Raw genomic sequence first — 24,065 nt, 5'->3', positions numbered from 1 at the left:
TACATCGAAAATTTAAAAAAGTGAACTGAAATTCACAAAATGATTTACAATTCATTTTATCTGGTTGAGAATAAGATATGAGTTATAAAAGATCATCATTGATGCAGGAACGTATGGAACAAAATCGCAACGCGATTTTAGATTCTGCTCGTGAACTTATTGCTCATGGGGGCTTTAAAGAAGCGTCTATACAAGCCATTGCAGAACGCGCTGGTGTTTCTACAGGTTTGGTGTATCGCTACTTTGAAAATAAAAGTCAGATTCTGATTGAAGTTTTATCGGCTGCTATTCGTCGTGAAGTTGAAATTTTGGACCACATTGCGAAGTCAGATTTAACGCCAAAACAAAAATTGCAAAAATCAGTTACAACTTTTGTGAAGCGTGCGATGAACAGCCCCCAATTGGCGTATTCGTTAATGTTCGAGCCTGTGGACCCAGAAATGGAACATGAGCGTTTTCGCAGTAAACAATTGATCAAACAAAGCATCAAGGAAATTTTGGCTGAAGGAAAAGTCAATGGTGAGTTTGATTTTGAAGATTTAAACACTGCAGCTTTAGGTGTGGTTGGATCCATGACCTTTGTAGTGATTGAACCTTTAAACCCGTCTCGCAATGTGATGTTTGATCAAAATTATAAAGATTACTTTGTCAAACAAATTGCCGATTTTTGTGTGAATGCAGTGCGGAAACAGGAAGGAGGGAAATAAGAACAACGCACAGAATAGGCAAAAAAGTAATCGTCGTCATAGAACAATTAATAGTGTTGGAAAACAGAATTACAAAGAATCAAGGAGATCGATTCAATGACACAAGTACGGTTAAGTTATGCCTATGGCACCAGTAATCAGCCTTTGTTAGGTATGACTATTGGTGAAAAGTTTGATCAGGCTTGCCAGCAATATGCAGATCATGATGCTTTGGTAAGCGTGCATCAAAATGTGCGTCTGACCTATAAGCAACTGCAGCAACAGGTCAATGCCTTTGCCTGTAGCTTATTAAAACTCGGTTTTAAGAAAGGTGACCGCCTTGCCATTTGGTCTCCGAATTGTGTGGAATGGACAATCACTCAATTCGCAGCCTTCAAGGCAGGGGTGATTTTGGTCAACTTGAACCCCGCTTATAAAAGCAATGAATTGGAATTTGTGCTGAACAAGGTTTCCTGTAAGGGTTTGGTTATTGCATCGCAATTTAAAAGCACCGATTATCAGGGAATTCTCACCAAAATTGCGCCAGAGCTGTGTCAGGCAGATAACAAAGTCCTCAATTCAAAGCGTTTACCGCATTTAAAGCATGTGATTAAAATTGATGATCAAGCCCAGACAGGAATGCATCGTTTTCAGGATTTGCTGCCAAGTCCAACCACACACATGCTGAAAAAGCTTGATCAAATTGCTAGTGAATTGCAGTTTGATGAAACCATCAATATTCAATTTACCTCGGGCACGACAGGCAACCCCAAAGGTACCATGCTGACCCACAACAACATTTTAAATAATGGTTACTTTGTAGGTGAGGCCATTCATTTAAGTCCGCAAGATCGTGTATGTATTTCAGTGCCATTATTCCACTGTTTTGGCATGGTCATGGGCAATTTGGCCTGTATCACACACGGCTCAACCATGGTCTATCCATCTGCAGTGTTTAATCCACTCGATACCTTAAAAGCCATTCAGCAAGAAAAATGCACGGCCGCTTATGGTGTACCGACCATGTTTATTGCCATTTTAGAGCATGAGCAGTTTGATGAATTTGATTTGTCTAGCTTGCGTACAGGCATTATGGCAGGCAGTCCATGTCCGCAAGAAATTATGCAACGTGTGATAGACCGTATGCACATGTCACAAATCACCATTTGTTATGGCATGACCGAAACAGCACCTGTGAGCGCACAAAGTTCGACGGATGATTCGGTGGAACGCCGTGTCAGTACAGTGGGCCGTGTGCATCCACATCTGGAAGTTAAAATTGTGGATGAAGATGGCAAGGTCGTACCGCGTGGGCAATTGGGTGAATTGTGTGTGCGTGGTTATTCGGTGATGCTAGGGTATTGGGATGAGCACGACAAAACCCAAGAAGTCATTGATGCCGCACGCTGGATGCACACGGGCGACATTGCAGAAATGGACGATGAAGGCTTTGTGAAAATCAAAGGTCGCATTAAAGATGTGGTGATTCGTGGTGGAGAAAACCTGTTCCCTAAAGAAATTGAAGATTTCTTATATACCCACGATGCAGTTTGTGATGTGCAGGTGATTGGTGTGCCAGATCATCGTTATGGTGAAGAACTGTGTGCCTGCATTATTTTGCATGAACATCATGAGTGTACCGAAGAGGCGATTCGCCAATACTGTGCAGAACACATTTCACATAATAAAGTCCCACGTTATGTGCGTTTCTTTAGTGAATTTCCAATGACCGCTTCAGGCAAGGCACAGAAATTTAAATTACGTGAATTTATGCGTGAAGAGTTAAATTTAAAGGAAATTGCTTAAAGTCATATTTCTGGCATGCATTGCTACGAGATTGACCTTTAAATTCAGTACACACCCTTTATTTCTTGCGCAGAGATAAAGGGTAAAACACCCCAATAAGTACTCGCTCATTCTGTAAAAAATTACCCTAATTATAAGAGCGATGCGTGATAATCAAGGATGAAAATGATGACCGTACGTAATGATTGGACCCGAGAAGAAATTCAGCAGTTATATGAACAGCCTTTTCTGGATTTGGTCTTTGAAGCACAGCGCGTGCATCGCCAACATTTTGCTGCCAATACCGTACAAGTCAGTACCTTATTGTCCATTAAAACAGGTAAATGCCCAGAAGACTGTAAATATTGTTCGCAGTCTGCGCATTATGATTCACAGCTTGAAGCAGAAAAGCGCATTGCAGTTGAAAAAGTCATTCAAGAAGCCAAAGAAGCTTTAGAGTCTGGTTCTTCTCGTTTTTGCATGGGGGCTGCATGGCGTAACCCGCATGAACGTGATATGCCGTATGTTCTGGAAATGGTGCGTGAAGTCAAAGCATTAGGCTTAGAAACTTGCATGACTTTGGGTATGTTAAACCAATCTCAGGCAGAACGTTTAAAAGATGCAGGTTTGGATTATTACAACCATAACCTCGATACTTCGCGTGAATATTATCCCAATGTGATCAGTACCCGTAGCTTTGACGATCGTTTACATACCTTGGATATTGTGCGTCAAACAGGCATGAAAGTCTGCAGTGGTGGTATTGTCGGTTTAGGTGAAGATACTCAAGACCGTATTGGGTTATTGCATGAATTGGCAACTTTGCCGTTACACCCTGAATCGGTGCCCATCAATATGCTGGTTCCGATTGAAGGCACGCCTTTGGCTGAAGTCGAAAAACTGGATGTGATTGAATGGATTCGTACCATTGCAGTTGCACGTATTATCATGCCAAACAGCTATATTCGATTATCTGCAGGACGTGAATCGTTGTCTGATTCAGATCAGGCCTTGGCCTTTATGGCAGGTGCGAACTCATTATTCTCAGGTGAAAAGCTTTTGACTACACCAAATGCAGGCGAAGGCAAAGACAAACAATTGTTCCAAAAGCTAGGCCTAGTGCCAGAACGTGCCAAACCAACCGTTGAAGAATTATCGGTAGATGCGATGGCAGTGGCCTAAGCAGATCTCAAAAATAATTTAACTTTGGATGTCAGTAAATTAAATAAGAATCATGTGATATGGCAAAAGATTTTCACAGTGCAACCGTGGTTGCAGGCTATGACAGTCATATTCGGAAACTCATTCCTGGATATGAATTGGTACATCAACACATCAACGCAATTTTAAGCAGCCATTTGCCCGAAACAGCACAGCTTTTGGTGGTGGGTTGTGGCACAGGTTATGAGTTGCAGTATTTACTGCAGCAACATCCACAGTGGCAATTCACTGCCATCGACCCATCTTTAAGCATGTTGCAGCAGGCAGAAAAAAATATTCAGTCTGTGGCAGGGCATGAGCGAGTGCGTTTTATACAGGCCGATACACATCAATTTGCTCAGCAAGCGCAGGTTGAAAACTTGCAGTTTGACGCCGCATTGGCGATTTTGGTGGCGCATTTTGTACCTGTGGCAGAAAAAATATTATTTTTTCAGGATATTTACCAAACATTAAAACCTGCAGCGATTTTATTAAGCTATGATCTGATGCAGCAGACTGAAAATATAGAACTGCGTTGGATGCAGAATTTGGCTCTGGATTGTGGTTTAACCACGGTACAAGCGGAAAAAATGCTTGCACGCTTGGCCGATGATTTTCATTTAATTACTGTCGATGTGCAGGCAGCATTGCTTACTCAAGTCGGTTTTCACCAGTGTAAAACATATTGCCAACTCATGAATTATTATGGTTTTTTTGCTCAGAAATAGTTTAGGGTCTGTTGATATTTCATAAATGGCTTGCGCTGTAGGTTAAAACTGAGCAGATCAGGCATGAAACGCAAGGAATAGCGAGACTATTGCTAAGTTTCATAACGCAATCTGAGAAAGTTTTAGCCACAGCCTTTCAGGGCGAGCATATTTTTTGCTGCTATTGCGTTATGTGCCAGTCATTTAGAATGACGAAATTTCCTGTCCCATGCCTTATATCAGCTAAAAAATATGCTCGCCGCAAACATTGACGAATTGTCAACAGACCCTATTAATAACATCATTAAGTCAGCAAATATTTGTAGTAAAAGTATCAGTATAAAAAGTCAGATCAGGGAAAGAGAAAAAATGTCAGCCTATTACACTTTACTCAAACGTGAACAACATGCCGATGGTGGTTGTACTGCGTACTATCGTTCCAACATTCATGCACAGGGCGCATGGAATCCGCATGAGCAACACATGGCACCTGCAACGGGTATTTTATGTGCAGAACTTGAGCAATTTATGCCACGTGATGATATGCGAATTGGTCGGGTCAGTTTAGATATTTTTGGTTTGATCGCCTTTGGGGAGTTCAGCATCACGACTCGCATGATCCGGCCTGGTAAAACCATTGAACTGATTGAAGCGGAAATGTGTGCTGAAGGAAAAACCTGTATTGTGGCGCGCGCATGGAAAATGAAAACCTCAGACACACGTGCAATTGCAGGGTTGGAAGACTTACCTGTAGAAAACCCTGAATATTTGCCCGATTGGGATGGCATGCGCTGCTGGCCAGGGGGCTATATCCAAAGTATTGAAACCCGAGCACATTTAGACCGTCGTGCAGGTAAGGGCATTGTCTGGCTGAGAAATCAATTAGAGATGATTGAAAATCAAGCCACATCTAGTTTTGTTCGTTTAATGGGCATGGTAGATACCGCCAATGGGGTCGTACCACGCCTAGACCCGAATGAAGGTTGGGGGTTTCCAAATTTGGATTTACAAATCCATCTACACCGTTTACCGCAAGGTGAGTGGTTGGGTTTGGAAGTGACACAGCAATATGGTGAAGATGGAATCGGGCTGACCAGCGGAATTTTGCATGATACCCAAGGCCCATTTGGGCGTAGTGAGCAGATTTTAACTTTGCGTCAATTTTAAAATTGATGCGCGCTTAAACAAAAACATCAGGACGAATTGCTTCGTCCTTTTATTATTGGCATGCTTGTACAGAATTGTAAAACGTGAACTTAGCTATGCGAATTAGTTTTATTGGTGCGGGACGCGTGGCGCATCATCTGGCTGCTGTTTTAAGCCAAAATCATCAAATTGTACAGATCTATAGCCGGACTTTAGAACATGCCCAGACTTTGGCAAGTCAGGTCACTGCACAGGCAATAGTCAATATTGCAGAACTTCAAGCAGATGTGGATTTGGTGATTATTGCAGTGAGCGATCAAGTAATTGCTGAGGTCATTCAACAGGTGCATGCACAATTAGCCGATGTCTTGATTGTGCATACCTCAGGCAGTACCGATATTCAAGTTCTGGCAGAGGTTCATCCACGTGCCGGAGTATTTTATCCTTTACAAACTTTTAGCCTGGCCCGAGAAGTAGATTGGCAGGCCACGCCATTGTTTGTGGAAGCAGTCCAGCAGAATGATCTGGCGCAATTGACCAATCTAGCAAATAGCTTAAGTTCACGAGTCTATCAATATTCATCGGCGCAACGTTTAAGTCTGCATTTAGCGGCTGTATTTGCCTGTAATTTCAGCAATTATTGTTATGACATGGCGAAGCAGGTGGTCGATGCACAGCAAGTCGATTTCTCGCTGCTTTACCCGTTAATTTTGGAAACCGCCCATAAAGCTGTACAGCATGACCCTAAGCAGATGCAGACCGGGCCTGCAATGCGGGGAGATCAAAATATCCTGAATATGCATCAACAGATGCTGGATGATGCCAAACGGGAAGATTTGAAAAATATTTACAATCTGATGAGTCAACAGATTTTGCAATCGCATCATCCTGATGAGTCACTTAAACTTAAATAAATTTAGGTCATGCATTGTAAAGGGAGGCACTTATGGCAAAGGATTTTAATAGCCAGTATGTGGTAGATGGTTATGATTTACACATCCGTAAGCTCATTCCTGGTTATGAAGTGGTACATCAGCAAATTACAGCTTTATTAAAAGCTTATGTGGATGAGTATGCGCATGTGCTGATTGTCGGTTGTGGTACGGGCTATGAGCTGGGTCATCTGGTCCAGTTGTTTCCTGACTGGACCTTTACCGCAACAGAGTTGTCGCAAAACATGCTGGATAAAGCCAGACATCATATCCACACCTTAAATGCATCACATCGGGTGGAATTTGTATTGGGTGAGGTAGACCAGTTAAAAACGGGCCCATCCTATGATGCAGTACTTTCCATTCTGGTGACGCATTTTGTCAATTATGCAGATAAGCCCAAGTTCTTTAAGGCTATTTCTTCGCATTTAAAATCGCAAGGAATATTCATAACTTTTGACTTAACCAAAATAAACTCGGTCTATGAGCTGGAAACATTAAAACAGATTTGCGAAGCCAATGGTTTGACCCCCGCACAAGCTGCTGCCATGGTAGAACGCATGGAGGATGATTTTTATCCATTATCGGAGCAGGAAACTTTTGAACAACTGAAAGCGAGTGGTTTCGATGCTGTGCAGCGGTTTACCCAGATTTTATCCTATCAAGGTTATATGGCGATAAAAGCTTAAACTTTGAGTATAAAAAATGGCTCATTGATATGAGCCATTTTTATGCTGTCAATTAAGGTTATTTGATTTTCTTGAACAGAAAATCATTGATTTTATGACCTTCCTCTAAGCCGCGACGCTCAAACTTGGTTTGCGGGCGCCATTCCGGGCGAGGGTAGCTGTTGCCTTTGCCGGCCATATTTTCAAGGTTTGGACGGTTATCCAAAACATCCAGCATCCATTCAGCATACGGTTCCCAATCGGTCGCCGAGTGGAAGGTACCGCCCATTTCCAGTTTCTGTTCAACCAGCGGCATACGGTCGTGCGATACAAAGCGACGTTTGAAATGACGTTTCTTTTGCCATGGATCAGGGAAATACAGCTGGATCGCGTTAATGCTGTTGTCAGGCATTTCACGCAGTACCTGAATGGCATCGGCATCAAGCAAACGTAGATTGGTTAAGCCTGCCATACCCGCTTCATACACACATTGTGCAATACCCGGAACATGCACTTCAATACCGACATAGTTACGCTCAGGGTTGGCTTTCGCCATCAGCACCAGTGAACGTCCCATACCGAAACCGATTTCTACAGTAAGCGGACGTTCTGGATGTTCAAACTGCTGACGTAAATCACCCACCGGATATTCCAAAATTAGGTGACCATATTGTTCAAGCGCAGTACGTTGAGAGGTATTCAGCGGAGATGAACGACGCATAAAAGTGACAATTTCGCGATGTTCATTCAAGTTGTCCAGCTCTACGACTTGCTGGTCTAATGGATCGTTCGACATAATTTTGGCAAATGTAAAAAATACGAATGCGGTATTTTAAGTCCTGAGCCTGACAAGTCAAACTTTTCTCGGTTTTTTCGGTCGCTAAAAGTAGCTTTAAAAATAAAAGAACCCGCAAGCTGTTTATCTTTTATGAAGATTGATTGTATTGAGCAATCAAGGTGCTGCTGGCTTCGTTCAAGCCTATCACTTCAACCTCAATAGCTTGATCTTTAAATTTCTGCACCACGTTATTCAGCATATTCACTGAAGTAATATCCCAAACATGGGCATGACTCAGATCGATCACAACTTTGGAAACATTTTCTTTAAAGTCAAAAAACTGGAAGAATTTTTCTGAACTGCTAAAGAAGATTTGCCCGGTAATCACATAGTGGCGTTGCTGATTGTGCAAGGTCGATTGTACTTTCACTTCACTTTCCAGCTTGTTGATAATGAACAGTGCAGACAGCAGCACACCAGTCAACACGCCCAAAGCCAGGTTATGCGTTGCCAGTACCACAATCACCACAGCAATCATCACCACATTAAATGCAGCAGGATGCTGACGGAACTGTTTGACCGAGTCCCATTGGAAAGTGGTGAAGGCTACCATCACTATAATCGCCACCAATGCTGCCATGGGCACATAAGCCAGCCAGTCTTTAAAAAAAACAACCAGACAAAGCAAGAACACGCCAGCCACTAAAGTTGACAGTCGGGTACGTGCACCTGAAGATACATTAATGATGGACTGGCCGATCATGGCGCAACCTGCCATACCGCCCATAAAGCCACTGACAATATTGGCAATCCCTTGGCCGCGACATTCCTGATGACGGTCGGATTCCGTTTCAGTCACCTCATTAATTACTGTGGTGGTCATCATGGTCTCCAGTAAACCGACCGTGGCTAGAGTGATGGAATAAGGGAAGATGATTTGCAGCGTTTCGAAGTTCAGCGGAATGCCTGGAATCAGGAAAATTGGCAAAGTATCCGGAAACTGTCCCAAATCACTGACGGTACGCATGTCGGCACCCAGTAAAATAGCTAAACCACTCAGTACCACAATACAGATTAAAGGTGAGGGAAGGGTTTTGCCAATTTTGGGCAAATAAGGAAACAGATAAATGATGCCCAGACCCAGTGCCATAAATAAATAGCCTAAGCTATCCATTTTGCTCATTTCCGGCAGTTGTGCGGCAAAAATCAAAATGGCAAGGGCATTTAAAAAACCATAAACTACGGACTGCGAAACAAAACGCATCAGTTTTGCCACTTTAAAGTAGGCTGCAATCACCTGAATGATCCCGGTTAAAATCGTGGCAGCCAATAAGTATTGCAGCCCATGATCTTTCACCAGGGTAATCATCAATAATGCCATGGCACCGGTAGCCGCAGATATCATGGCAGGGCGACCGCCAAAAAAAGCAATCGTTACGGCTATACAAAAAGAGGCATATAAGCCGACTTGCGGGTCAACACCTGCGATCGCCGAAAAAGCGATGGATTCGGGAATTAAGGCTAAACCCACCACCAGACCCGCCAATACATCGGTACGGATATTGGAAAACCATTGTTCTTTTTTCAGGTTAATCACGCTAATTGATTTCACAAATTTTAAAGATGCGTATGGTAAAACAAGTTCAGTCAAAAAAGCATACGAGTTTGACTTGAAAATATGCGTGATTTATACAATATTCAAAGAGTAAGTGATTTTTATACATTTACGCTTTTTTGCAATTTACAGGTTTGATCACTTGAAAGTTTGTTAGAAGCAATTTAAAACAGTGAATAGATATATAACAAGGATCAGGTATGAAGCTTTATTATTCTCCAGGTGCATGTTCTTTGGCATCACACATTATTTTAAATGAAATTAATGTTGATTTTGACTTGGAGCGCGTTGATTTAAAAACACATAAAACTGAAAAAGGAACAGATTATTACGAGATTAACCCTAAAGGTTATGTTCCGGCCTTAGAAATTAATCCGGGTCTGATTCTTACTGAAAACGTTGCCATTTTACCTTTCCTTGCTCAGCACGACCCTAAACAAGATTTGATTCCACCCTCAGGACTAGGGCGTGCCAAAGTTCTGGAATGGTTGGGATATTTAAACTCAGAATTACATGATGCTTATGCAGTTTTCTTTGGGGCTCCCCTGGAAAAAGAAGCGAAAGAAAAAGCTTATGCCGAAATCGACCGTTTATTAACTTATATCGATAAAGCAATTGGCGAATCAGATAACGATTATCTGGTGGATGATAACTTTGGCCCGGCAGATGCTTATCTGTTTGTACTCACAAACTGGTCGAATGGTATTGGTCATGATCTTACGCCGTATAAAAATATTATTGCCCTGCGTAATAAAGTGGCAGAACGTCAGTCAGTACAGATTGCCATGCGAGATGAAGGCTTGATTCCATAATTCTCTTCAATGATTTGAAAAAGCACCTGAGGGTGCTTTTTTAGCTTTAAAAATTGGTTGGAAGCTGCTTGATCAATAATTTTATTGTTGATTTTTTATCAATAGTATTTTGCAAATACATGAATTTTTATCAATAAGGTATTTAAGTATATTGACCGCTGACAAAGAATCCTCAAAGGCGAATAAATGAGTAATATCCTGATCGTGAATGGTGCCAAACAGTTTGCACACTCAAATGGCGAGTTAAATGACACCTTGACTGAGTTGGCAGATACTGTGCTTGGCGAGCTGGGGCATCGCGTTAAAATTTCCCGTGCAGATAGCGATTATGAAATTCAGGAAGAGATTCAAAAATATGTATGGGCAGATGTCATTATTTATCAAATGCCTGGGTGGTGGATGGGTGCACCGTGGACAGTAAAAAAATATATGGATGATATTTTTACCGAAGGGCATGGCACTTTATATGCCAGTGATGGTCGATCGCGTTCGGATGCATCGAAAAAATATGGTTCGGGTGGTCTCATTCACGATAAAAAGTATATGTTGTCCTTAACCTGGAATGCACCCATCGAAGCTTTTAATGATCCTGAGCAATTTTTTCAGGGTGTTGGGGTCGACGGGGTTTATTTGCCCTTTCATAAAGCCAATCAATTTTTGGGTATGCAAAGTTTAGAAACTTTCATTGTGAATGATGTGATTAAGATGCCCAATGTTGCTCAATATGAACATGACTATCGTCAACATCTGATGAATATCTTTGCCTAACTTGATCGGCTGTTTAAGGAGTAAACCATGTTGATTGTGATTGCAGATATTCAGATTCGCCCGGGTGTTCAACATCGTGAAAATGTATTAAATGCCTTTAGGAACATAACACCTGTTGTTTTACAGGAAGAAGGCTGTCACGGTTATGAATTACTGGTAGATCATGATTCAAATGTTCATTATCAGACCAAAGTTCCTGATTCAATTATCATGTTAGAACAGTGGGAAAGTATTGAACATTTAAATGCACATTTACAGACCTCACATATGCAAGCCTACCAGCAGCAAGTTAAAGATGATGTATTGGATGTAAAAATCCGGATTATGCAGAAAGGGCTAAACCCGTTAAGTGCATTTTCTTGAAATATAAAAAAGGCGATCTATATCGCCTTTTTTATTGTTGAATTAAAATTATTTAAAGAAGTAACCGGTTTCAGGTGAGCTGGCATTGGCCATGCGTTTACGTGGCATACGGCCAGCAAGGAATGCTTCACGACCAGCCTCAACGGCTTTTTTCATTGCCGAGGCCATTAAAACCGGATTTTGCGCAGCGGCAATGGCGGTATTCATCAGTACGCCATCACAGCCCAGTTCCATTGCAATCGCGGCATCACTGGCAGTACCGACACCGGCATCGACCAGTACCGGAACTTTGGCATTTTCCTTAATAATGGAAATGGTATGCGGATTTAAAATGCCCAGACCTGAACCAATCAGACTGCCCAAAGGCATAATCGCTACACAGCCCATACTCTCCAATTCCTGAGCAATAATCGGGTCATCCGAGGTGTAGACCATAATCTCGAAACCGTCGTCAATTAAGGTACGTGCTGCTTTTAAGGTTTCAGTGACATTCGGGTAAAGGGTTTTTTCATCACCCAGCACTTCCAGTTTCACCAGGTTGTGCCCATCCAGCAGTTCACGCGCCAACATACAGGTACGCACGGCACTGTTGGCATCAAAGCAGCCTGCAGTATTGGGCAGAATGGTATATTTTTCTGGCGGCACAACCGAAAGCAAATTCGGCTGATCCGGATGCTGGCCGATATTGACCCGACGGATTGCGACAGTGACGATCTCTGCACCGCTGGCCTGAATGGCTAAATCGGTTTCAGTTAAATCTTTATATTTACCTGTACCGACCAGTAAGCGTGAATTAAATGTACGAGAACCAATTATAAGTGGGGTGTCTTCCATGGGAGCTCCGATTAACCGCCACCGACGGCATGAATAATTTCAATATGATCTTCAGCGCAAATTGGGGTCTGTGCCAATCTGCTTTTGGAAATGATCATTTCATTCTGTTCTACAGCAAAACGTTTACCTTCAAGTTCAAGCTCTTGAATTAATTCTAATAGATTGGTGCATGTGGTATTTTTTGCTTCGCCATTTAAATAAATCTGCATCATTCATTCCCTTTATTTATTTCACGTATTTAAAGGCATTCCACGCCAGAACCAGCCAGCCAGCAATCATCAAAGCACCGCCAATTGGAGTAATGGCACCTAAAACGCGGGGTAGGCCTAAGGCCATGACATACAGTGAGCCACAGAAAAAGAAAATACCGACCTGAATCAGGATAAAGCTGGCTTTAATGGGAAGCTGGGGAAGCACTTTGGCTAAAATGGCAAGCGTCAAAAGTCCAAGCGCATGATAGAAAAAATAATCAGTTGCGGTATGCCACCACGCCAATTGAGCTTCAGTAGCACGTGTTTTTAAGCCATGGGCACCAAAAGCACCAAGCATGACGGCAAAAGCTAAATTGAGGGCTGAAATTGCAATCCACATAAGCAATGACCACCTGAATAAATTTGCGCATAACTTAGCATATTCTGGCACTTGCACGAAAGGCAAAAAGCAACATTACCGCAGCCTAAAGATGAAAAAAGAGCACTCAGCCCTTTTTTCAAAATACCCTACATGTATTCGAGCACTTAGTTGGATGACATGGCCACTTTAATTTTTTCCATGGCATTTTTTTCAAGCTGGCGAATACGCTCGGCAGACACGTTATATTCTGCAGCCAGCTCATGCAGGGTTGATTTTTCATCATCCAGCCAGCGACGCTGTAAAATATTGCGTGAACGGTCATCCAGTTGATCCATGGCATCATGCAGGGCAGAAGTACTTTGTTCTTCGTAGTCTTCTTCTTCAGCCAAACGTGCCGGATCGTAACGGTTATCTTCCAGATATAAGGCTGGAGCGACATGGGTCGAGCCTTCATCATCGTCATCGCCTTGTGCTTCAAAAGCAGCATCATAGGCAGTCAGGCGGCCTTCCATTTCCAGTACCTGTTCAGGCGTGACATTCAAGTCATTGGCAATGGATTGTGCTTCGTCCAGGGTAAGTTTTTTACTGGACTTTTTTAAGCTGCGTAAATTAAAGAATAATTTACGTTGGGCTTTCGTGGTGGCAATTTTAACAATACGCCAGTTACGAATCACGTATTCATGAATTTCTGCTTTAATCCAGTGTACGGCAAATGACACCAAGCGCACGCCCATATTCGGGTCGAAGCGTTTCACGGCTTTCATTAAGCCAAGGTTGCCTTCCTGAATCAGGTCGCCTTGCGGCAAACCATAACCGGCATAACTGCGGGCAATATGCACCACAAAACGTAAATGAGACATCACGAGCATTTTCGCAGCATCTAAATCTTGGTCGTAGAAGTAGCGTTCGGCCAACTCTTTTTCTTGTTCAGCCGTTAAAATAGGAATCTGATTGACAGTACTAATATAAGCACCGAGATTTACCCCTGGTGCCGATAATGACAGGGGCATCAATTGATTGCTGCTGTCACTCATGTGTTCTCCTTGAGAGTTGGATGACATAACCATCTTAATAAATTTATCTTAATCCAATATTTCTCTGAAATTAGGAAATTTGGGTAGAGAAATGTAATTTTTTATGCACATTTGAAACGTTCTAGTTTAATTGAAAATAATTAAGATTCAATTAAGTAGTGATACTCAAAATCAGAAATTTTGGTCATATTGCAGTTCATTTGATGCATGGAACAATAACGCGTTACATCTTGCTGACTATGCGGATCTGAAGACTTGAGTAAAAAAATGCCGCCAGAATTATTCTTAATTGCTCGTTTAAGCATCAATAAGGGCATGGGGCAAGGCTTGCCCATCGCATCAATGATTACTGCTGAATTGGCCAGATCATTCATCACATTCAATATCTAATTCAATTTAGTTAAATCTTAGCAAATTTGGTGCCAAAGCCCAATAAAATTATATAACTTCAACATAAAAGTACTTATCTAAAATAAGGAAATAATTAGTAAAAAAGAAGCGGAATCAAAAAGAAGATTAATCAAAAAAAACAGTATGAATTGTCATAAACCCGTGTTAAGCTCGTCGCGTATTCAAAATTAATGACGCTATTTCAGCTGTCTTAAAATGAATATCGCAATGGATGTAACCGGGATTTTGTTAATAGTAATACAGAATGATTACAAGCTTAGAAATAATAATTATTTTTAAACCTTGTTTACTCTGCTGTTTGCAACACCGGGTGGTCCTTTAATTAAATACAATGAGGATTAACTTATGACAGCTCGTGAACAAGGCGTAGTTAAATGGTTCAACGACACTAAAGGCTTCGGCTTTATTCAACGTAACGGCGGCGACGACGTATTCGTTCATTTCCGCGCTATCCAAGGTGACGGCCACCGTTCACTTCGTGATGGTCAACGTGTTGAATTCAGCGTAGTTAAAGGTCAAAAAGGCTTCCAAGCGGAAGAAGTACAACCTTTAGACTAATCGCCTGATTATTCATGAGAACGCCCCAATGTAATTTGGGGCGTTTTTGTTTATAATAGATTCCTATTTTTCCTGATCATTAAGTTAGAGCACCTTTATATGTCATCTGGTTTTGAAACCTTAAATTTACATCCGAAACTGAAACAGGCGATTGATGCTTTAGGTTTCAAAGAAATGACACCTATTCAGGAAAAGGTTTTAAAATTCACTTTGGCTGGACATGATGCCATTGGCCGTGCACAAACCGGTACAGGAAAAACAGCGGCTTTCCTGGTCAGTGTCATTAATGATTTGCTGAATAATCCGATTAAAGAACAACGCTTTCGTGGCGAGCCGCGTGCGCTGATTCTTGCGCCTACACGTGAGCTGGCTTTACAGATTGAAAGTGATGCCAAAGAGCTGACCAAATTTACCGACCTGCATCTGGTGACTTTGCTGGGTGGGGTAGATTTTGATAAGCAGAAAGCCCAGCTGGATAAAAATTTTGTCGATATTATTGTGGCGACACCAGGTCGTTTAATCGACTTTGTAGAACAAAAAGAAGTCTGGCTGGACCAGATTGAATTTTTGGTGATTGATGAAGCAGACCGTTTGCTGGATATGGGCTTCATTCCATCGGTAAAACGTATTGTGCGTTTTTCTCCACGTAAAGAACAACGTCAAACCTTAATGTTCTCTGCCACCTTTAGCTATGATGTGTTGAATCTGGCGCAACAGTGGTTGTTCGAACCGGTGACTGTGGAAATTGAGCCGGAAAAGAAAACCAATGCCGATGTAGAACAGCGCGTGTATATGGTTGCCAAAACAGATAAATATAAGTTGTTGCAAGAAATCCTGCGGGATGAGCCGATTGAAAAAGTCATGATTTTTGCCAACCGTCGTGACCAGGTACGCAAGCTTTATGATCACCTGAAAAAAGACGGTTATAAGGTGGTGATGCTTTCAGGTGAAATTGCACAGGACAAGCGCCTGAAAATGCTGGATCAGTTTAAGAACGGTCAGCATAATATTATGATCGCAACCGATGTTGCAGGTCGTGGTATTCATGTGGATGGTGTTTCACATGTGATCAACTTTACCTTGCCTGAACAGTCGGATGACTATGTGCATCGTATAGGCCGTACCGGTCGTGCGGGAACGCGTGGGGTGAGTATCAGTTTCCTGTCTGAAGATGATGCGTTCTATCTTCCGGAAATTGAAAAAGCGATTGGCCAGAAATTGCCTTTGACCCGTCTGGAAGGGTATTGCTAGTTTTAAGAAATTTATTGCCGCATTAAAGAGTAGAAAAAGCCGCTTCAATAAGCGGCTTTTTTGTTTGGGCTTTAGACAGCTTTATTCAATGAATAAGATGAAATAGACCATTCTTTGAATATTTAGTTGGCTCGACAAGTGAAGGTCAGTACGGTTTGATAGTCTTCATCGCGTGCCAGACTGCCACTTTTGCCAGCCAAGGTACCAAGGACAGTGGTTGCAGCCTGAATCATTTGTCCGGTTTGCTCATCGACTACACCTTTTAAGGCACCGTTGTATTCAGTTTTTTCATTCACGATGACGGGTGTGGCTTTTTTACCACAGGCGTTATTTGCTGCAGTAATCGCGTTATTTTTAGAAATTAAACTGCTTTTACCAATTCCCGTCACTTCATATTGATTATTTTCTTTTTGGATCGCTAAAGATGTGGTCGGATTGGATGCACAGGCAGTTAAGGCGAGAGCAACGGCAACAGTTGAAGCGAGTGCAAAGACTTGTTTCATCTTTTTCCCCCTGGATTGTTTTAAAGAGAATTTAAGCTATTTGAACATGATTTTTTGAATGATTTTTGAAGGACTTGTATGAAATATGCAGCTTTATATGAACTCTCTGTGACTGAAGCTTAGTTCAGTCGGCCATTGTGGAGTAGACATTCACTTAACGCTCTAGAGTAACTGAACAAGATTATGCTAATCTTGGTGAAATATTTTAGTAAATAGATATCAAAGTCAATGACGGATTCAGCGGTAGATACGGTTCATCAGAATATTCATCAGCGTCAGTCGATTGGGCATTTGGTTGAGCCTGCGCCGAATGCAGAGCAACTGGAGAAAGCCTTTCAGGCAGCTTTGACTGCGCCGGACCATCATCGGTTAAAGCCCACCCGTTTTGTTGTCATTCCGAGCGATCAGCGTGAAGCTTTTGGGGAGTTGCTTTCCAGAGCTTTGGCGGATTTAGGTGAAACTGATCCTGTTCAATTGGAGCGGGTAAAAAATCATCCATTTCGTGCACCATTACTGGTTTTGGCCTTAACCCAATTTCAGCCACACCCGAAAGTTCCTAATTTTGAACAGACCTTAAGTTCAGGCGCAGCAATTGAAAACTTCTTGTTGTCTTTGCAAGTGCAAGGCTTTTCAACCATGTGGCGCAGCGGGGCAGTGGTTGAGTCGCCATTGTTTAAGCGAATCTTGGAGCTGTCAGAAGATGATTTAATTTCTGGAATTATTTATATTGGAACCGCAGCGAAAGCGATTCCAGCGCGTACAGCAGTGGATACACAAAACTATGTCAGTTATTGGAATAAGTAACTGTATTGAATCATGAGTTGAGATATAAAAATAATGTCAGAGTTGAAATTTTCAGATCTTGTTGAACCGGTTGCAATTGATCAAAAAACGGCCTTGCGTGTGACCGTGTTGGGTGGTGGCAGTTTTGGTACTGCAATGGCCAATACTGCTGTACGCAATGGTTGCGACACCATGATCTGGATTCGTGATGAGGCAGCAGCAGCAGAAATTAATCAGACCCATATCAATAAACGCTATTTACCCGATTTTGTTTTGGAGCCGGGTTTAAAGGCGGTATCGGATTTAGAAACGGCTGTCTGTAATCGTGACATTATTCTGGTGGCTATTCCTAGCCATTCTTTTCGCGATGTACTGAAACAAATCAAGCCTTTTATCAGCTCGCAGGCCGTGATTTCCTTAACCAAAGGCATTGAGGCGAAAACCTTTCATTTTATGAGCGATATTATTCGTGAAGAATTGCCCCAGGTTCCCTATGGTGTGCTTTCCGGGCCGAACCTGGCCAAGGAAATTATGGCCGGGCAACCTGCAGGAACGGTCATTGCCAGCCAGTCAGAGCTGGTACGTTATGCTGTACAGCAAGCATTGCATAGTGCATTGTTCCGGGTTTTTGGTAGTGATGATGTGCATGGTGTGGAACTGGGTGGAGCTTTAAAAAATATCTATGCGGTTGCCATGGGCATGGCTGCTGCTTATAAAGTGGGTGAAAACACCAAGAGCATGATTCTGACCCGCGCACTGGCAGAAATGAGCCGTTTTGCGGTGAAACTGGGTGCAAACCCGCTGACATTCCTGGGATTGTCTGGCGTGGGTGACTTGTTTGCAACCTGTAATAGTCCGCTCAGCCGTAACTATCAGGTGGGTTTTGCCTTGGGTTCAGGTAAGACCCTGGAACAGGCCACCCAAGAATTGGGGCAAACTGCGGAAGGGATCAATACCATTGTGCAGGTGCGCAGCCGTTCGGAAGAATTAGGTGTGTATATGCCAATTACCAGTGCTTTATATGATGTGATTTTTGAAGGTGCGCCACCTTTAAGCATTGCACTTTCACTCATGAAAAATGGTCACCGTAGTGATGTGGAGTTTGTTTTACCTCACAATGAAGTGTAATTTTTAAATCATCTTATTGCGTTCATAAAGCTTGGTTATAATTGCTGCATATTTGAAAATAAGGAATTTTTATGCAACTTACCTTAGTCCGTCATGGTGAAGCCGCTCCTGCGGTGCATGGCAATGATGACAAGCGTCCTTTGACCGAGCGTGGACATACGCAGGCCCAACTTACCGCAGAATATTTAAAGGATATCATCCGGCCTGATGCCTTTGTGGTGAGTCCTTTATTGCGTGCGCAGGAAACCCTGGCACATTTGCAACATTATTTTCGTGATGTACCCGTGCTGGTATGCAATAAGATTAAGCCGGATGATGACGCAAAATTGGCAGTGGACTGGCTGTCTCAGCTTCCTTATGAGTCTATTGTGGTAGTGTGCCATATGAATGTGGTGGCGCATATTGCAGCATTGTTGACAGCAGAACCTTTTCATCCGTATGCTCTGGCTGAAGCGCGGATATATGAACAGGCAGTGATTGCAACTGGTTTATCAACACAGTTAAAAAGTTTTATTCCAAACGCATAAAATATTAATTAAAACGGCAGAAAAACATTAATGTTGTATTTATGGATGCCTGAAGCCAATGGGGTTTGGCAATGGTCGACTGGAGAGAGCTGGTCTCAGGCCTCTAGTCTTGAACAATTAATTCAAGATATTCAAGGCTATCATGGACAGGAAGCGATTGTATTTTTTCCCAGTCGCGATGTACAAATGCTGCAACAGAGTCTATCCAGGCCCCAATACAAGAAATTGGGTGCGGATGGGGTCAAATATTTATTAGAAGAATTTGTGGTTTTGCCCATCGATTCAATGAAAATATTGCATCATTTTCAACATCCAGATCAATTGATCATTTTAGGTGTAGCCAATAGCACCGTTGAAACCTTACAACATGCCTTGAACTTAATCCCGGTTAAGGTTGTTTCCTTATTACCGGATTTTCTTGTTTTACCGGTTCCAGAGGTGGGAAAAACCATCATTGCGAATCTGTCAGGACGCTTGCTGGTCCGTGAAAGCGAATTTATGGGCAATTCGGTAGATGATCTGGCACTTTTTTTAGATTATCAGACTCCGGGGCAATCTTATAAAATCAGCAATTTTACTGCTGAACAAATGCAAAGCCTTGAAGCCATGGTGACGCATGAACGGATTGAATCTTTTCATTATGAAGTGCCGGTATTAAAAAAAGCGCAACATCATCCTTTTAATATTTTGCCTAAAGCTAAAAACAGTCAGGGTATATCGGGCTATTGGAAAGCCTGTGCTGCGGTCTTGGTTGCTGCTGTTGTGGTCCAGTTTGGCTATGACGCAACACGCTGGTATAAATATAAAAAGGTGGCGGATCAGACTGCTTTACAAGCCATTGATCAGTATAAGTACTGGTTTGGTCAGAGCAGCCGTGTGACCGAGCAGAATTTAAAAAGCCAGTTTGAAAGTCATGTACGCTTGAATAAAAGTGCCAACACTCAAGCTTTACAGTTACTGAGCCGGATTGGTCCGGTACTGATGCAAAATCAGATTGTGGCTAATCGGATCAATTATGATGCTTCTATTTTAAATATGGAATTGAAAGCCAACTCTGCGACTGCTTTGCAAAACTTGACCCAGCAGCTCAATCAGCAAGGCTTTAAGGCAGAATTAGGCAATATTCAGCCCAATGGTGCAGGTGCAATTGGATTGGTGAAAATACAATAATGAATACATCAGAAAAACTGCAAAACTCGATTGACCAATTCATTGAGCGAGCCACGGATTATCTGGATCAGCTGTCGCAACGTGAACGTTATCTGGTGATCTTTACCACGATTTTTGTGCTGGTTGCGGCTATTGGTTCAGCCCTTTGGTATATGCATGCCGCTGCGAATAAACAGCAGAATCGGGTCAATGACTTTAAAGACATGATCGTGTGGATGCAAAGCAATGCAGTGACCATGAAAGCTGCAGATGATGTGCAGTTAAGTGCGGCAGATAAAGTCCAGCGCGTTGCCCAGCAGCAGGGATTGTCTGTGGCATCCCAACAAACAGGCGAGCAAATCCAGATTGTCGCGGCACATGAAAATTATGCCATTTTGGCAAATTTTTTAACCCAATTGGCGCAGATGGGTCTAAGTCTTGAGAAAATAGAATTAATTTCCGAGGCGGGACAGATTAAATTAACAGCGACAGTGCAATAAAGGGTAAAAATAAAGATCTGCTAAGCATGGTGTTTTCTCCGGGCTATGCCTATAATATGGCGACTTAAAAAGCAGTAGACTTTTATAGATATGTTGTATTCTCTTGCCCGCCCTTTGTTGTTTTCTTTAGCACCGGAGCGTGCACATGAGCTCACACTATCGTTATTGAAATCAGCTCATCGCATGGGCATGATGCGTCAAAACGTAGCGTCCAAACCTGTGACCTGTATGGGAATTGAATTTCCCAATCCGGTAGGTTTGGCGGCCGGTTTAGACAAAAATGGCGCTTATATTGATGCCCTGGCTGGACTGGGATTTGGTTTTATTGAAATTGGAACCATTACACCACGTCCCCAATCGGGCAATCCGCATCCCCGTTTATTCCGCTTGCCTGAAGCCAAGGCCATTATTAACCGTATGGGCTTTAATAATGACGGGGTAGACAAGCTGATTGAAAATGTCAAGGCAGCAAAATTCAAGGGCATTTTAGGTATTAATATTGGTAAAAATGCCGATACTCCTGTTGAAAATGCCGTTGATGATTATCTGATTTGCCTGGAAAAAGTTTATAACTACGCTTCCTATATCACGGTCAATATTTCATCGCCGAATACCAAAAATTTGCGCAGCCTGCAAAGCGGCGATGCCTTGACCGAGTTGCTGCAAACCTTGAAAAAGCGTCAGCTTGAACTGGCGGAAGAGCATCAGCATTATGTGCCTCTGGTGCTGAAAGTTGCACCGGATCTGAGCAATGAAGATATTCAGTTCATTGCCAAACAGTTAATCCAGTTTAAAATTGATGGTTTGATTGTGACCAATACCACCTTGTCTCGTGAAGGGGTAGAAAACCTGAAATATGGCAATGAAGCGGGTGGCTTGTCTGGCGCTCCGGTATTTGAAAAAAGTACCGCTTGTCTTGCCGCTTTTGCTAAAGTATTACAAGGTCAGATTCCATTGATCGGGGTAGGCGGGATTTTGTCTGGCGAACAGGCCGCTGCGAAACAGCAGGCAGGTGCCAGCCTTGTACAAATTTATAGTGGCCTCATATATACAGGTCCAGCCCTGATTAAAGACTGTATTGATGCTTTAAACACGCCATGAATACGCTGGATATCTTCATACTGATTATTTTGCTCATTGGAGGGCTCAACGGTTTGCGACAAGGATTGGTTTCAGCCTTTGCGAACTTGGTAGGATGGGTTTTTGCACTCATAGTCGGTGCAAAATACGCAACCATCCTGGCACCTTCGATGGTCTCACTCAGTGGAGATCCGGTAGTACAAAAAATAGCAGCTTTTGCATTTATTGTATTGCTGATGGTGGTTTTAACCTGGATTATTACTGCCTTACTCAACAAGATATTAAAAAGCCTGAAACTCGGCCCGTTAAACCGTTTGGCGGGTGGCGCTTTTGGCTCTTTAAAAGGTTTATTGATTGTACTCATCACCATGCAGGGCCTGGGCCCCTGGGTGGAAAGTTCTCCGCACTGGAAACAGTCTAAATTTGTACAACTCCTTATTCCGTATGCACCCTGGGCGACTGAACTTTCTAAAGAAGCGGCGCAAGGGGCACTTTCTCATATCAAGTCTGAAGATGCAGCGTCATCTTCCGACACATCGTCTGAAAAAACGCAGAAACATGCAGCGCGTACAGGCGAATCAACAAATAATCCTTTTTATTAATCCTAGCTTGTTTGCGAGGTTGCTATGTGTGGAGTAGTTGGTATAGCTGGTAAGTCACCCGTTAACCAAATGTTGTTTGATGCATTGACGATGTTACAGCATCGTGGTCAGGATGCAGCCGGAATAGTAACCTGTCATAACGGGCGGCTATTCCTGCGTAAAGACAACGGTATGGTGCGAGATGTCTTCCATACGCGTCACATGCGTGCCCTGCTAGGCAATTACGGTATTGGTCATGTGCGTTATCCGACAGCGGGTTCTTCAAGCAGTGCAGAGGCACAGCCATTTTACGTGAACTCGCCTTACGGGATTACCTTGGCGCATAATGGTAACTTGACCAATGCTGAAGAAATTCATGAAGATTTGTTTAAAACAGATCTTCGTCATATGAATACCGATTCGGATTCTGAAGTATTGTTGAACGTTTTTGCGCATGAAATGCAGAAAAGTGGCAAATTGAATCCAACCCCGGAAGATATCTTTAATGCGGTGTCACGTGTACACGAGCGCTGCAAAGGTGCTTATGGTGTGGTTGCCATGATTACCGGACATGGTCTGGTGGGTTTCCGTGACCCGAATGGTATTCGTCCACTGATTTATGGTTCGCGTGAAACTGAAAACGGCACTGAATATATCATTGCTTCCGAGTCTGTGGCGATTACCGCTCTAGGCTTTAGGGTTGAACGTGATATCGAGCCAGGCGAAGCCATTTTCATTACCTCGAAGGGTGAGTTGTTTAGCAAGCAATGTGCGGTTAATCCTGAATATCGTCCTTGTATCTTTGAATATGTGTATTTTGCACGTCCAGATGCCATTATTGACGGCATTTCAGTGTATAAAGCACGTTTAAAAATGGGTGAAAAGCTTGCCAGCAAAATCATCCGTGAATGGGGAGATGAGCACGACATCGACGTGGTGATTCCAATTCCAGATACTTCACGTACTTCAGCTTTAGAGCTTGCAAATACTTTGGGTGTTAAATTCCGTGAAGGCTTTGTGAAAAACCGTTATATCGGGCGTACCTTCATTATGCCTGGCCAGAAACAACGCGAGAAATCAGTACGTCAAAAGCTCAACCCGGTTGAACTGGAGTTCAAAGGCAAAAACGTTTTACTGGTAGATGACTCGATTGTACGTGGTACCACCTGTAACGAAATCATTCAAATGGCTCGCGATTCGGGTGCGAAAAAAGTATTCTTTGCTTCGGCTGCACCGATGGTGAAATATCCAAACGTGTACGGTATTGATATGCCAGCAAAAGCGGAACTGATTGCATCGAACCGCAGTGTTGAGGAAATCCGTGAAATTATTGGTGCAGACCGTTTGATTTTCCAGGATCTGGAAGATCTAAAAGGTGCAGTTCGTACTAACAAGGTACCGGCATTACAGGAATTTGACTGTTCGGTGTTTGATGGTGTGTATGTAGCGGGCGGTATCGATGAAGCTTATCTGGATGAACTGGAAAGCAAGCGTAACGACTCTGCTAAAAAGGCTCAAGATGGTTATATTGATGTCAATATTGATGCAGCATCAGTAGACTTGACTGGTGTGAAAGAAGAATAAATTCTTCTGGCATACCATGAAAAGCGGGAAATTCCCGCTTTTTTAATTTATGATGTGTGAATAAATACAATGTAATACAGGAAATTTACATTGAAAAGTGCGGGTTATT

The 24,065-nt window shown here is 42.6% G+C and carries 28 protein-coding genes; 20 read left to right on the top strand and 8 right to left on the bottom strand.

The window, feature by feature from the left end; genetic code table 11:
* Nucleotides 1-77: 77 nt before the first annotated feature.
* From H4I94_RS10150 to H4I94_RS10120, 7 genes are all read left to right on the top strand, one after another.
* Entirely contained in the window at nucleotides 78-707 is a 630-nt protein-coding gene (locus H4I94_RS10150; protein WP_092818464.1) for a TetR/AcrR family transcriptional regulator, read from the top strand.
* A gap of 96 nt (nucleotides 708-803) precedes the next feature.
* The gene (locus H4I94_RS10145) at nucleotides 804-2,492 is read left to right on the top strand and encodes an AMP-binding protein (RefSeq protein ID WP_261183022.1); all 1,689 of its coding nucleotides are present in this window, start codon (nucleotides 804-806) and stop codon (nucleotides 2,490-2,492) included.
* Nucleotides 2,493-2,660: 168 nt separating this feature from the next.
* Nucleotides 2,661-3,653 (top strand): biotin synthase BioB, encoded by a 993-nt coding sequence (gene bioB / locus H4I94_RS10140; protein WP_261183021.1) that lies wholly within the window; start codon nucleotides 2,661-2,663, stop codon nucleotides 3,651-3,653.
* 59 nt (nucleotides 3,654-3,712) lie between these two features.
* A complete protein-coding gene (locus H4I94_RS10135) occupies nucleotides 3,713-4,399 on the top strand; it encodes a class I SAM-dependent methyltransferase (protein WP_092818461.1) in 687 nt (228 codons plus the stop codon).
* A gap of 348 nt (nucleotides 4,400-4,747) precedes the next feature.
* Entirely contained in the window at nucleotides 4,748-5,545 is a 798-nt protein-coding gene (locus H4I94_RS10130) for a thioesterase family protein (protein ID WP_261183020.1), read from the top strand.
* Between the two features lie 95 nt (nucleotides 5,546-5,640).
* Nucleotides 5,641-6,438, top strand: coding sequence for a Rossmann-like and DUF2520 domain-containing protein (locus H4I94_RS10125; protein WP_180081816.1), 798 nt, complete (start codon nucleotides 5,641-5,643; stop codon nucleotides 6,436-6,438).
* Nucleotides 6,439-6,470: 32 nt separating this feature from the next.
* Nucleotides 6,471-7,145, top strand: a complete 675-nt coding sequence (locus H4I94_RS10120) for a class I SAM-dependent methyltransferase (RefSeq protein ID WP_180041797.1) — start codon at nucleotides 6,471-6,473, stop codon at nucleotides 7,143-7,145.
* A 58-nt stretch (nucleotides 7,146-7,203) separates the two neighbouring features.
* Here H4I94_RS10120 and trmB read toward each other — a convergent pair whose 3' ends face one another.
* Nucleotides 7,204-7,920 carry a tRNA (guanosine(46)-N7)-methyltransferase TrmB gene (gene trmB / locus H4I94_RS10115; protein ID WP_092818457.1) on the bottom strand — a complete coding sequence of 239 codons (717 nt, stop codon included), beginning with the start codon at nucleotides 7,918-7,920 and terminating at the stop codon, nucleotides 7,204-7,206.
* A gap of 130 nt (nucleotides 7,921-8,050) precedes the next feature.
* Nucleotides 8,051-9,499 (bottom strand): SulP family inorganic anion transporter, encoded by a 1,449-nt coding sequence (locus H4I94_RS10110; protein ID WP_261183066.1) that lies wholly within the window; start codon nucleotides 9,497-9,499, stop codon nucleotides 8,051-8,053.
* Between the two features lie 218 nt (nucleotides 9,500-9,717).
* Between H4I94_RS10110 and H4I94_RS10105 the strand changes: the two genes are divergently transcribed.
* The 3 genes from H4I94_RS10105 (at nucleotide 9,718) to H4I94_RS10095 (ending at nucleotide 11,460) form a co-directional block, all read left to right on the top strand.
* Complete coding sequence (locus H4I94_RS10105; protein WP_092818456.1) at nucleotides 9,718-10,329, top strand: glutathione binding-like protein; 612 nt, start codon at nucleotides 9,718-9,720, stop codon at nucleotides 10,327-10,329.
* Nucleotides 10,330-10,515: 186 nt separating this feature from the next.
* A complete protein-coding gene (locus tag H4I94_RS10100) occupies nucleotides 10,516-11,097 on the top strand; it encodes an NAD(P)H-dependent oxidoreductase (protein WP_261183019.1) in 582 nt (193 codons plus the stop codon).
* Nucleotides 11,098-11,124: 27 nt separating this feature from the next.
* Nucleotides 11,125-11,460, top strand: a complete 336-nt coding sequence (locus tag H4I94_RS10095; RefSeq protein WP_261183018.1) for a putative quinol monooxygenase — start codon at nucleotides 11,125-11,127, stop codon at nucleotides 11,458-11,460.
* A 48-nt stretch (nucleotides 11,461-11,508) separates the two neighbouring features.
* On the opposite strand, the gene H4I94_RS10090 is transcribed toward H4I94_RS10095, so the two are convergent.
* From H4I94_RS10090 to H4I94_RS10070, 5 genes are all read right to left on the bottom strand, one after another.
* Nucleotides 11,509-12,294 (bottom strand): thiazole synthase, encoded by a 786-nt coding sequence (locus tag H4I94_RS10090; protein WP_131272734.1) that lies wholly within the window; start codon nucleotides 12,292-12,294, stop codon nucleotides 11,509-11,511.
* Nucleotides 12,295-12,305: 11 nt separating this feature from the next.
* Nucleotides 12,306-12,503, bottom strand: coding sequence for a sulfur carrier protein ThiS (gene thiS / locus H4I94_RS10085; RefSeq protein ID WP_261183065.1), 198 nt, complete (start codon nucleotides 12,501-12,503; stop codon nucleotides 12,306-12,308).
* Between the two features lie 16 nt (nucleotides 12,504-12,519).
* The gene (locus tag H4I94_RS10080) at nucleotides 12,520-12,885 is read right to left on the bottom strand and encodes a DUF423 domain-containing protein (RefSeq protein WP_261183017.1); all 366 of its coding nucleotides are present in this window, start codon (nucleotides 12,883-12,885) and stop codon (nucleotides 12,520-12,522) included.
* A 146-nt stretch (nucleotides 12,886-13,031) separates the two neighbouring features.
* Nucleotides 13,032-13,901 (bottom strand): RNA polymerase sigma factor RpoH, encoded by an 870-nt coding sequence (gene rpoH / locus H4I94_RS10075; protein WP_092818450.1) that lies wholly within the window; start codon nucleotides 13,899-13,901, stop codon nucleotides 13,032-13,034.
* A gap of 140 nt (nucleotides 13,902-14,041) precedes the next feature.
* Nucleotides 14,042-14,275 carry a sulfurtransferase TusA family protein gene (locus H4I94_RS10070; RefSeq protein WP_131272842.1) on the bottom strand — a complete coding sequence of 78 codons (234 nt, stop codon included), beginning with the start codon at nucleotides 14,273-14,275 and terminating at the stop codon, nucleotides 14,042-14,044.
* A 382-nt stretch (nucleotides 14,276-14,657) separates the two neighbouring features.
* Between H4I94_RS10070 and H4I94_RS10065 the strand changes: the two genes are divergently transcribed.
* Nucleotides 14,658-14,870 carry a cold-shock protein gene (locus H4I94_RS10065; protein ID WP_004648643.1) on the top strand — a complete coding sequence of 71 codons (213 nt, stop codon included), beginning with the start codon at nucleotides 14,658-14,660 and terminating at the stop codon, nucleotides 14,868-14,870.
* Between the two features lie 99 nt (nucleotides 14,871-14,969).
* A complete protein-coding gene (gene rhlB, locus H4I94_RS10060) occupies nucleotides 14,970-16,121 on the top strand; it encodes an ATP-dependent RNA helicase RhlB (protein ID WP_092818448.1) in 1,152 nt (383 codons plus the stop codon).
* Between the two features lie 122 nt (nucleotides 16,122-16,243).
* Here rhlB and H4I94_RS10055 read toward each other — a convergent pair whose 3' ends face one another.
* Nucleotides 16,244-16,624 (bottom strand): hypothetical protein, encoded by a 381-nt coding sequence (locus tag H4I94_RS10055; protein WP_261183016.1) that lies wholly within the window; start codon nucleotides 16,622-16,624, stop codon nucleotides 16,244-16,246.
* A gap of 228 nt (nucleotides 16,625-16,852) precedes the next feature.
* Between H4I94_RS10055 and H4I94_RS10050 the strand changes: the two genes are divergently transcribed.
* The 8 genes from H4I94_RS10050 to purF all read left to right on the top strand — a co-directional run bounded on the left by H4I94_RS10050 (nucleotide 16,853) and on the right by purF (nucleotide 23,956).
* Nucleotides 16,853-17,428 (top strand): nitroreductase, encoded by a 576-nt coding sequence (locus H4I94_RS10050; protein ID WP_261183015.1) that lies wholly within the window; start codon nucleotides 16,853-16,855, stop codon nucleotides 17,426-17,428.
* A gap of 33 nt (nucleotides 17,429-17,461) precedes the next feature.
* The gene (locus H4I94_RS10045; protein WP_092818445.1) at nucleotides 17,462-18,535 is read left to right on the top strand and encodes an NAD(P)H-dependent glycerol-3-phosphate dehydrogenase; all 1,074 of its coding nucleotides are present in this window, start codon (nucleotides 17,462-17,464) and stop codon (nucleotides 18,533-18,535) included.
* A 71-nt stretch (nucleotides 18,536-18,606) separates the two neighbouring features.
* Nucleotides 18,607-19,062, top strand: a complete 456-nt coding sequence (sixA, locus tag H4I94_RS10040; RefSeq protein WP_092818444.1) for a phosphohistidine phosphatase SixA — start codon at nucleotides 18,607-18,609, stop codon at nucleotides 19,060-19,062.
* A gap of 30 nt (nucleotides 19,063-19,092) precedes the next feature.
* Complete coding sequence (gene gspL, locus H4I94_RS10035; protein WP_261183014.1) at nucleotides 19,093-20,232, top strand: type II secretion system protein GspL; 1,140 nt, start codon at nucleotides 19,093-19,095, stop codon at nucleotides 20,230-20,232.
* Nucleotides 20,232-20,711 (top strand): type II secretion system protein M, encoded by a 480-nt coding sequence (locus H4I94_RS10030; RefSeq protein ID WP_261183013.1) that lies wholly within the window; start codon nucleotides 20,232-20,234, stop codon nucleotides 20,709-20,711. Before gspL ends, H4I94_RS10030 begins: the two co-directional genes overlap by 1 nt.
* A gap of 90 nt (nucleotides 20,712-20,801) precedes the next feature.
* Nucleotides 20,802-21,812 (top strand): quinone-dependent dihydroorotate dehydrogenase, encoded by a 1,011-nt coding sequence (locus H4I94_RS10025; protein WP_261183011.1) that lies wholly within the window; start codon nucleotides 20,802-20,804, stop codon nucleotides 21,810-21,812.
* The gene (locus H4I94_RS10020; protein WP_261183010.1) at nucleotides 21,809-22,393 is read left to right on the top strand and encodes a CvpA family protein; all 585 of its coding nucleotides are present in this window, start codon (nucleotides 21,809-21,811) and stop codon (nucleotides 22,391-22,393) included. The genes H4I94_RS10025 and H4I94_RS10020 overlap by 4 nt, the downstream gene beginning before the upstream one ends.
* Nucleotides 22,394-22,417: 24 nt before the next feature.
* On the top strand, nucleotides 22,418-23,956 hold the full coding sequence (purF, locus tag H4I94_RS10015; RefSeq protein WP_092818439.1) for an amidophosphoribosyltransferase: 1,539 nt from the start codon (nucleotides 22,418-22,420) through the stop codon (nucleotides 23,954-23,956).
* The last annotated feature ends 109 nt before the right edge of the window (nucleotides 23,957-24,065 follow it).

This window comes from Acinetobacter sp. T_3_1, assembly GCF_025377055.1.
Lineage (GTDB): Bacteria > Pseudomonadota > Gammaproteobacteria > Pseudomonadales > Moraxellaceae > Acinetobacter > Acinetobacter kookii.
This window is presented reverse-complemented; position numbering and strand designations above follow the sequence as displayed.

What these genes read in the sequence shown, in the direction of transcription:
- thiS (WP_261183065.1), bottom strand. Translation starts at nt 12,503, where the DNA reads ATGCAGATTTATTTAAATGGCGAAGCAAAAAATACCACATGCACCAAT.
- trmB (WP_092818457.1), bottom strand. Translation starts at nt 7,920, where the DNA reads ATGTCGAACGATCCATTAGACCAGCAAGTCGTAGAGCTGGACAACTTG.
- H4I94_RS10020 (WP_261183010.1), top strand. Translation starts at nt 21,809, where the DNA reads ATGAATACGCTGGATATCTTCATACTGATTATTTTGCTCATTGGAGGG.
- H4I94_RS10150 (WP_092818464.1), top strand. Translation starts at nt 78, where the DNA reads ATGAGTTATAAAAGATCATCATTGATGCAGGAACGTATGGAACAAAAT.
- H4I94_RS10145 (WP_261183022.1), top strand. Translation starts at nt 804, where the DNA reads ATGACACAAGTACGGTTAAGTTATGCCTATGGCACCAGTAATCAGCCT.
- H4I94_RS10095 (WP_261183018.1), top strand. Translation starts at nt 11,125, where the DNA reads ATGTTGATTGTGATTGCAGATATTCAGATTCGCCCGGGTGTTCAACAT.
- H4I94_RS10100 (WP_261183019.1), top strand. Translation starts at nt 10,516, where the DNA reads ATGAGTAATATCCTGATCGTGAATGGTGCCAAACAGTTTGCACACTCA.
- H4I94_RS10130 (WP_261183020.1), top strand. Translation starts at nt 4,748, where the DNA reads ATGTCAGCCTATTACACTTTACTCAAACGTGAACAACATGCCGATGGT.
- H4I94_RS10045 (WP_092818445.1), top strand. Translation starts at nt 17,462, where the DNA reads ATGTCAGAGTTGAAATTTTCAGATCTTGTTGAACCGGTTGCAATTGAT.
- purF (WP_092818439.1), top strand. Translation starts at nt 22,418, where the DNA reads ATGTGTGGAGTAGTTGGTATAGCTGGTAAGTCACCCGTTAACCAAATG.
- H4I94_RS10125 (WP_180081816.1), top strand. Translation starts at nt 5,641, where the DNA reads ATGCGAATTAGTTTTATTGGTGCGGGACGCGTGGCGCATCATCTGGCT.
- H4I94_RS10025 (WP_261183011.1), top strand. Translation starts at nt 20,802, where the DNA reads ATGTTGTATTCTCTTGCCCGCCCTTTGTTGTTTTCTTTAGCACCGGAG.
- H4I94_RS10090 (WP_131272734.1), bottom strand. Translation starts at nt 12,294, where the DNA reads ATGGAAGACACCCCACTTATAATTGGTTCTCGTACATTTAATTCACGC.
- rpoH (WP_092818450.1), bottom strand. Translation starts at nt 13,901, where the DNA reads ATGAGTGACAGCAGCAATCAATTGATGCCCCTGTCATTATCGGCACCA.
- bioB (WP_261183021.1), top strand. Translation starts at nt 2,661, where the DNA reads ATGACCGTACGTAATGATTGGACCCGAGAAGAAATTCAGCAGTTATAT.
- H4I94_RS10055 (WP_261183016.1), bottom strand. Translation starts at nt 16,624, where the DNA reads ATGAAACAAGTCTTTGCACTCGCTTCAACTGTTGCCGTTGCTCTCGCC.
- H4I94_RS10065 (WP_004648643.1), top strand. Translation starts at nt 14,658, where the DNA reads ATGACAGCTCGTGAACAAGGCGTAGTTAAATGGTTCAACGACACTAAA.
- H4I94_RS10080 (WP_261183017.1), bottom strand. Translation starts at nt 12,885, where the DNA reads ATGTGGATTGCAATTTCAGCCCTCAATTTAGCTTTTGCCGTCATGCTT.
- H4I94_RS10120 (WP_180041797.1), top strand. Translation starts at nt 6,471, where the DNA reads ATGGCAAAGGATTTTAATAGCCAGTATGTGGTAGATGGTTATGATTTA.
- sixA (WP_092818444.1), top strand. Translation starts at nt 18,607, where the DNA reads ATGCAACTTACCTTAGTCCGTCATGGTGAAGCCGCTCCTGCGGTGCAT.
- H4I94_RS10050 (WP_261183015.1), top strand. Translation starts at nt 16,853, where the DNA reads ATGACGGATTCAGCGGTAGATACGGTTCATCAGAATATTCATCAGCGT.
- H4I94_RS10070 (WP_131272842.1), bottom strand. Translation starts at nt 14,275, where the DNA reads ATGAATGATCTGGCCAATTCAGCAGTAATCATTGATGCGATGGGCAAG.
- H4I94_RS10135 (WP_092818461.1), top strand. Translation starts at nt 3,713, where the DNA reads ATGGCAAAAGATTTTCACAGTGCAACCGTGGTTGCAGGCTATGACAGT.
- rhlB (WP_092818448.1), top strand. Translation starts at nt 14,970, where the DNA reads ATGTCATCTGGTTTTGAAACCTTAAATTTACATCCGAAACTGAAACAG.
- H4I94_RS10105 (WP_092818456.1), top strand. Translation starts at nt 9,718, where the DNA reads ATGAAGCTTTATTATTCTCCAGGTGCATGTTCTTTGGCATCACACATT.
- gspL (WP_261183014.1), top strand. Translation starts at nt 19,093, where the DNA reads ATGTTGTATTTATGGATGCCTGAAGCCAATGGGGTTTGGCAATGGTCG.
- H4I94_RS10030 (WP_261183013.1), top strand. Translation starts at nt 20,232, where the DNA reads ATGAATACATCAGAAAAACTGCAAAACTCGATTGACCAATTCATTGAG.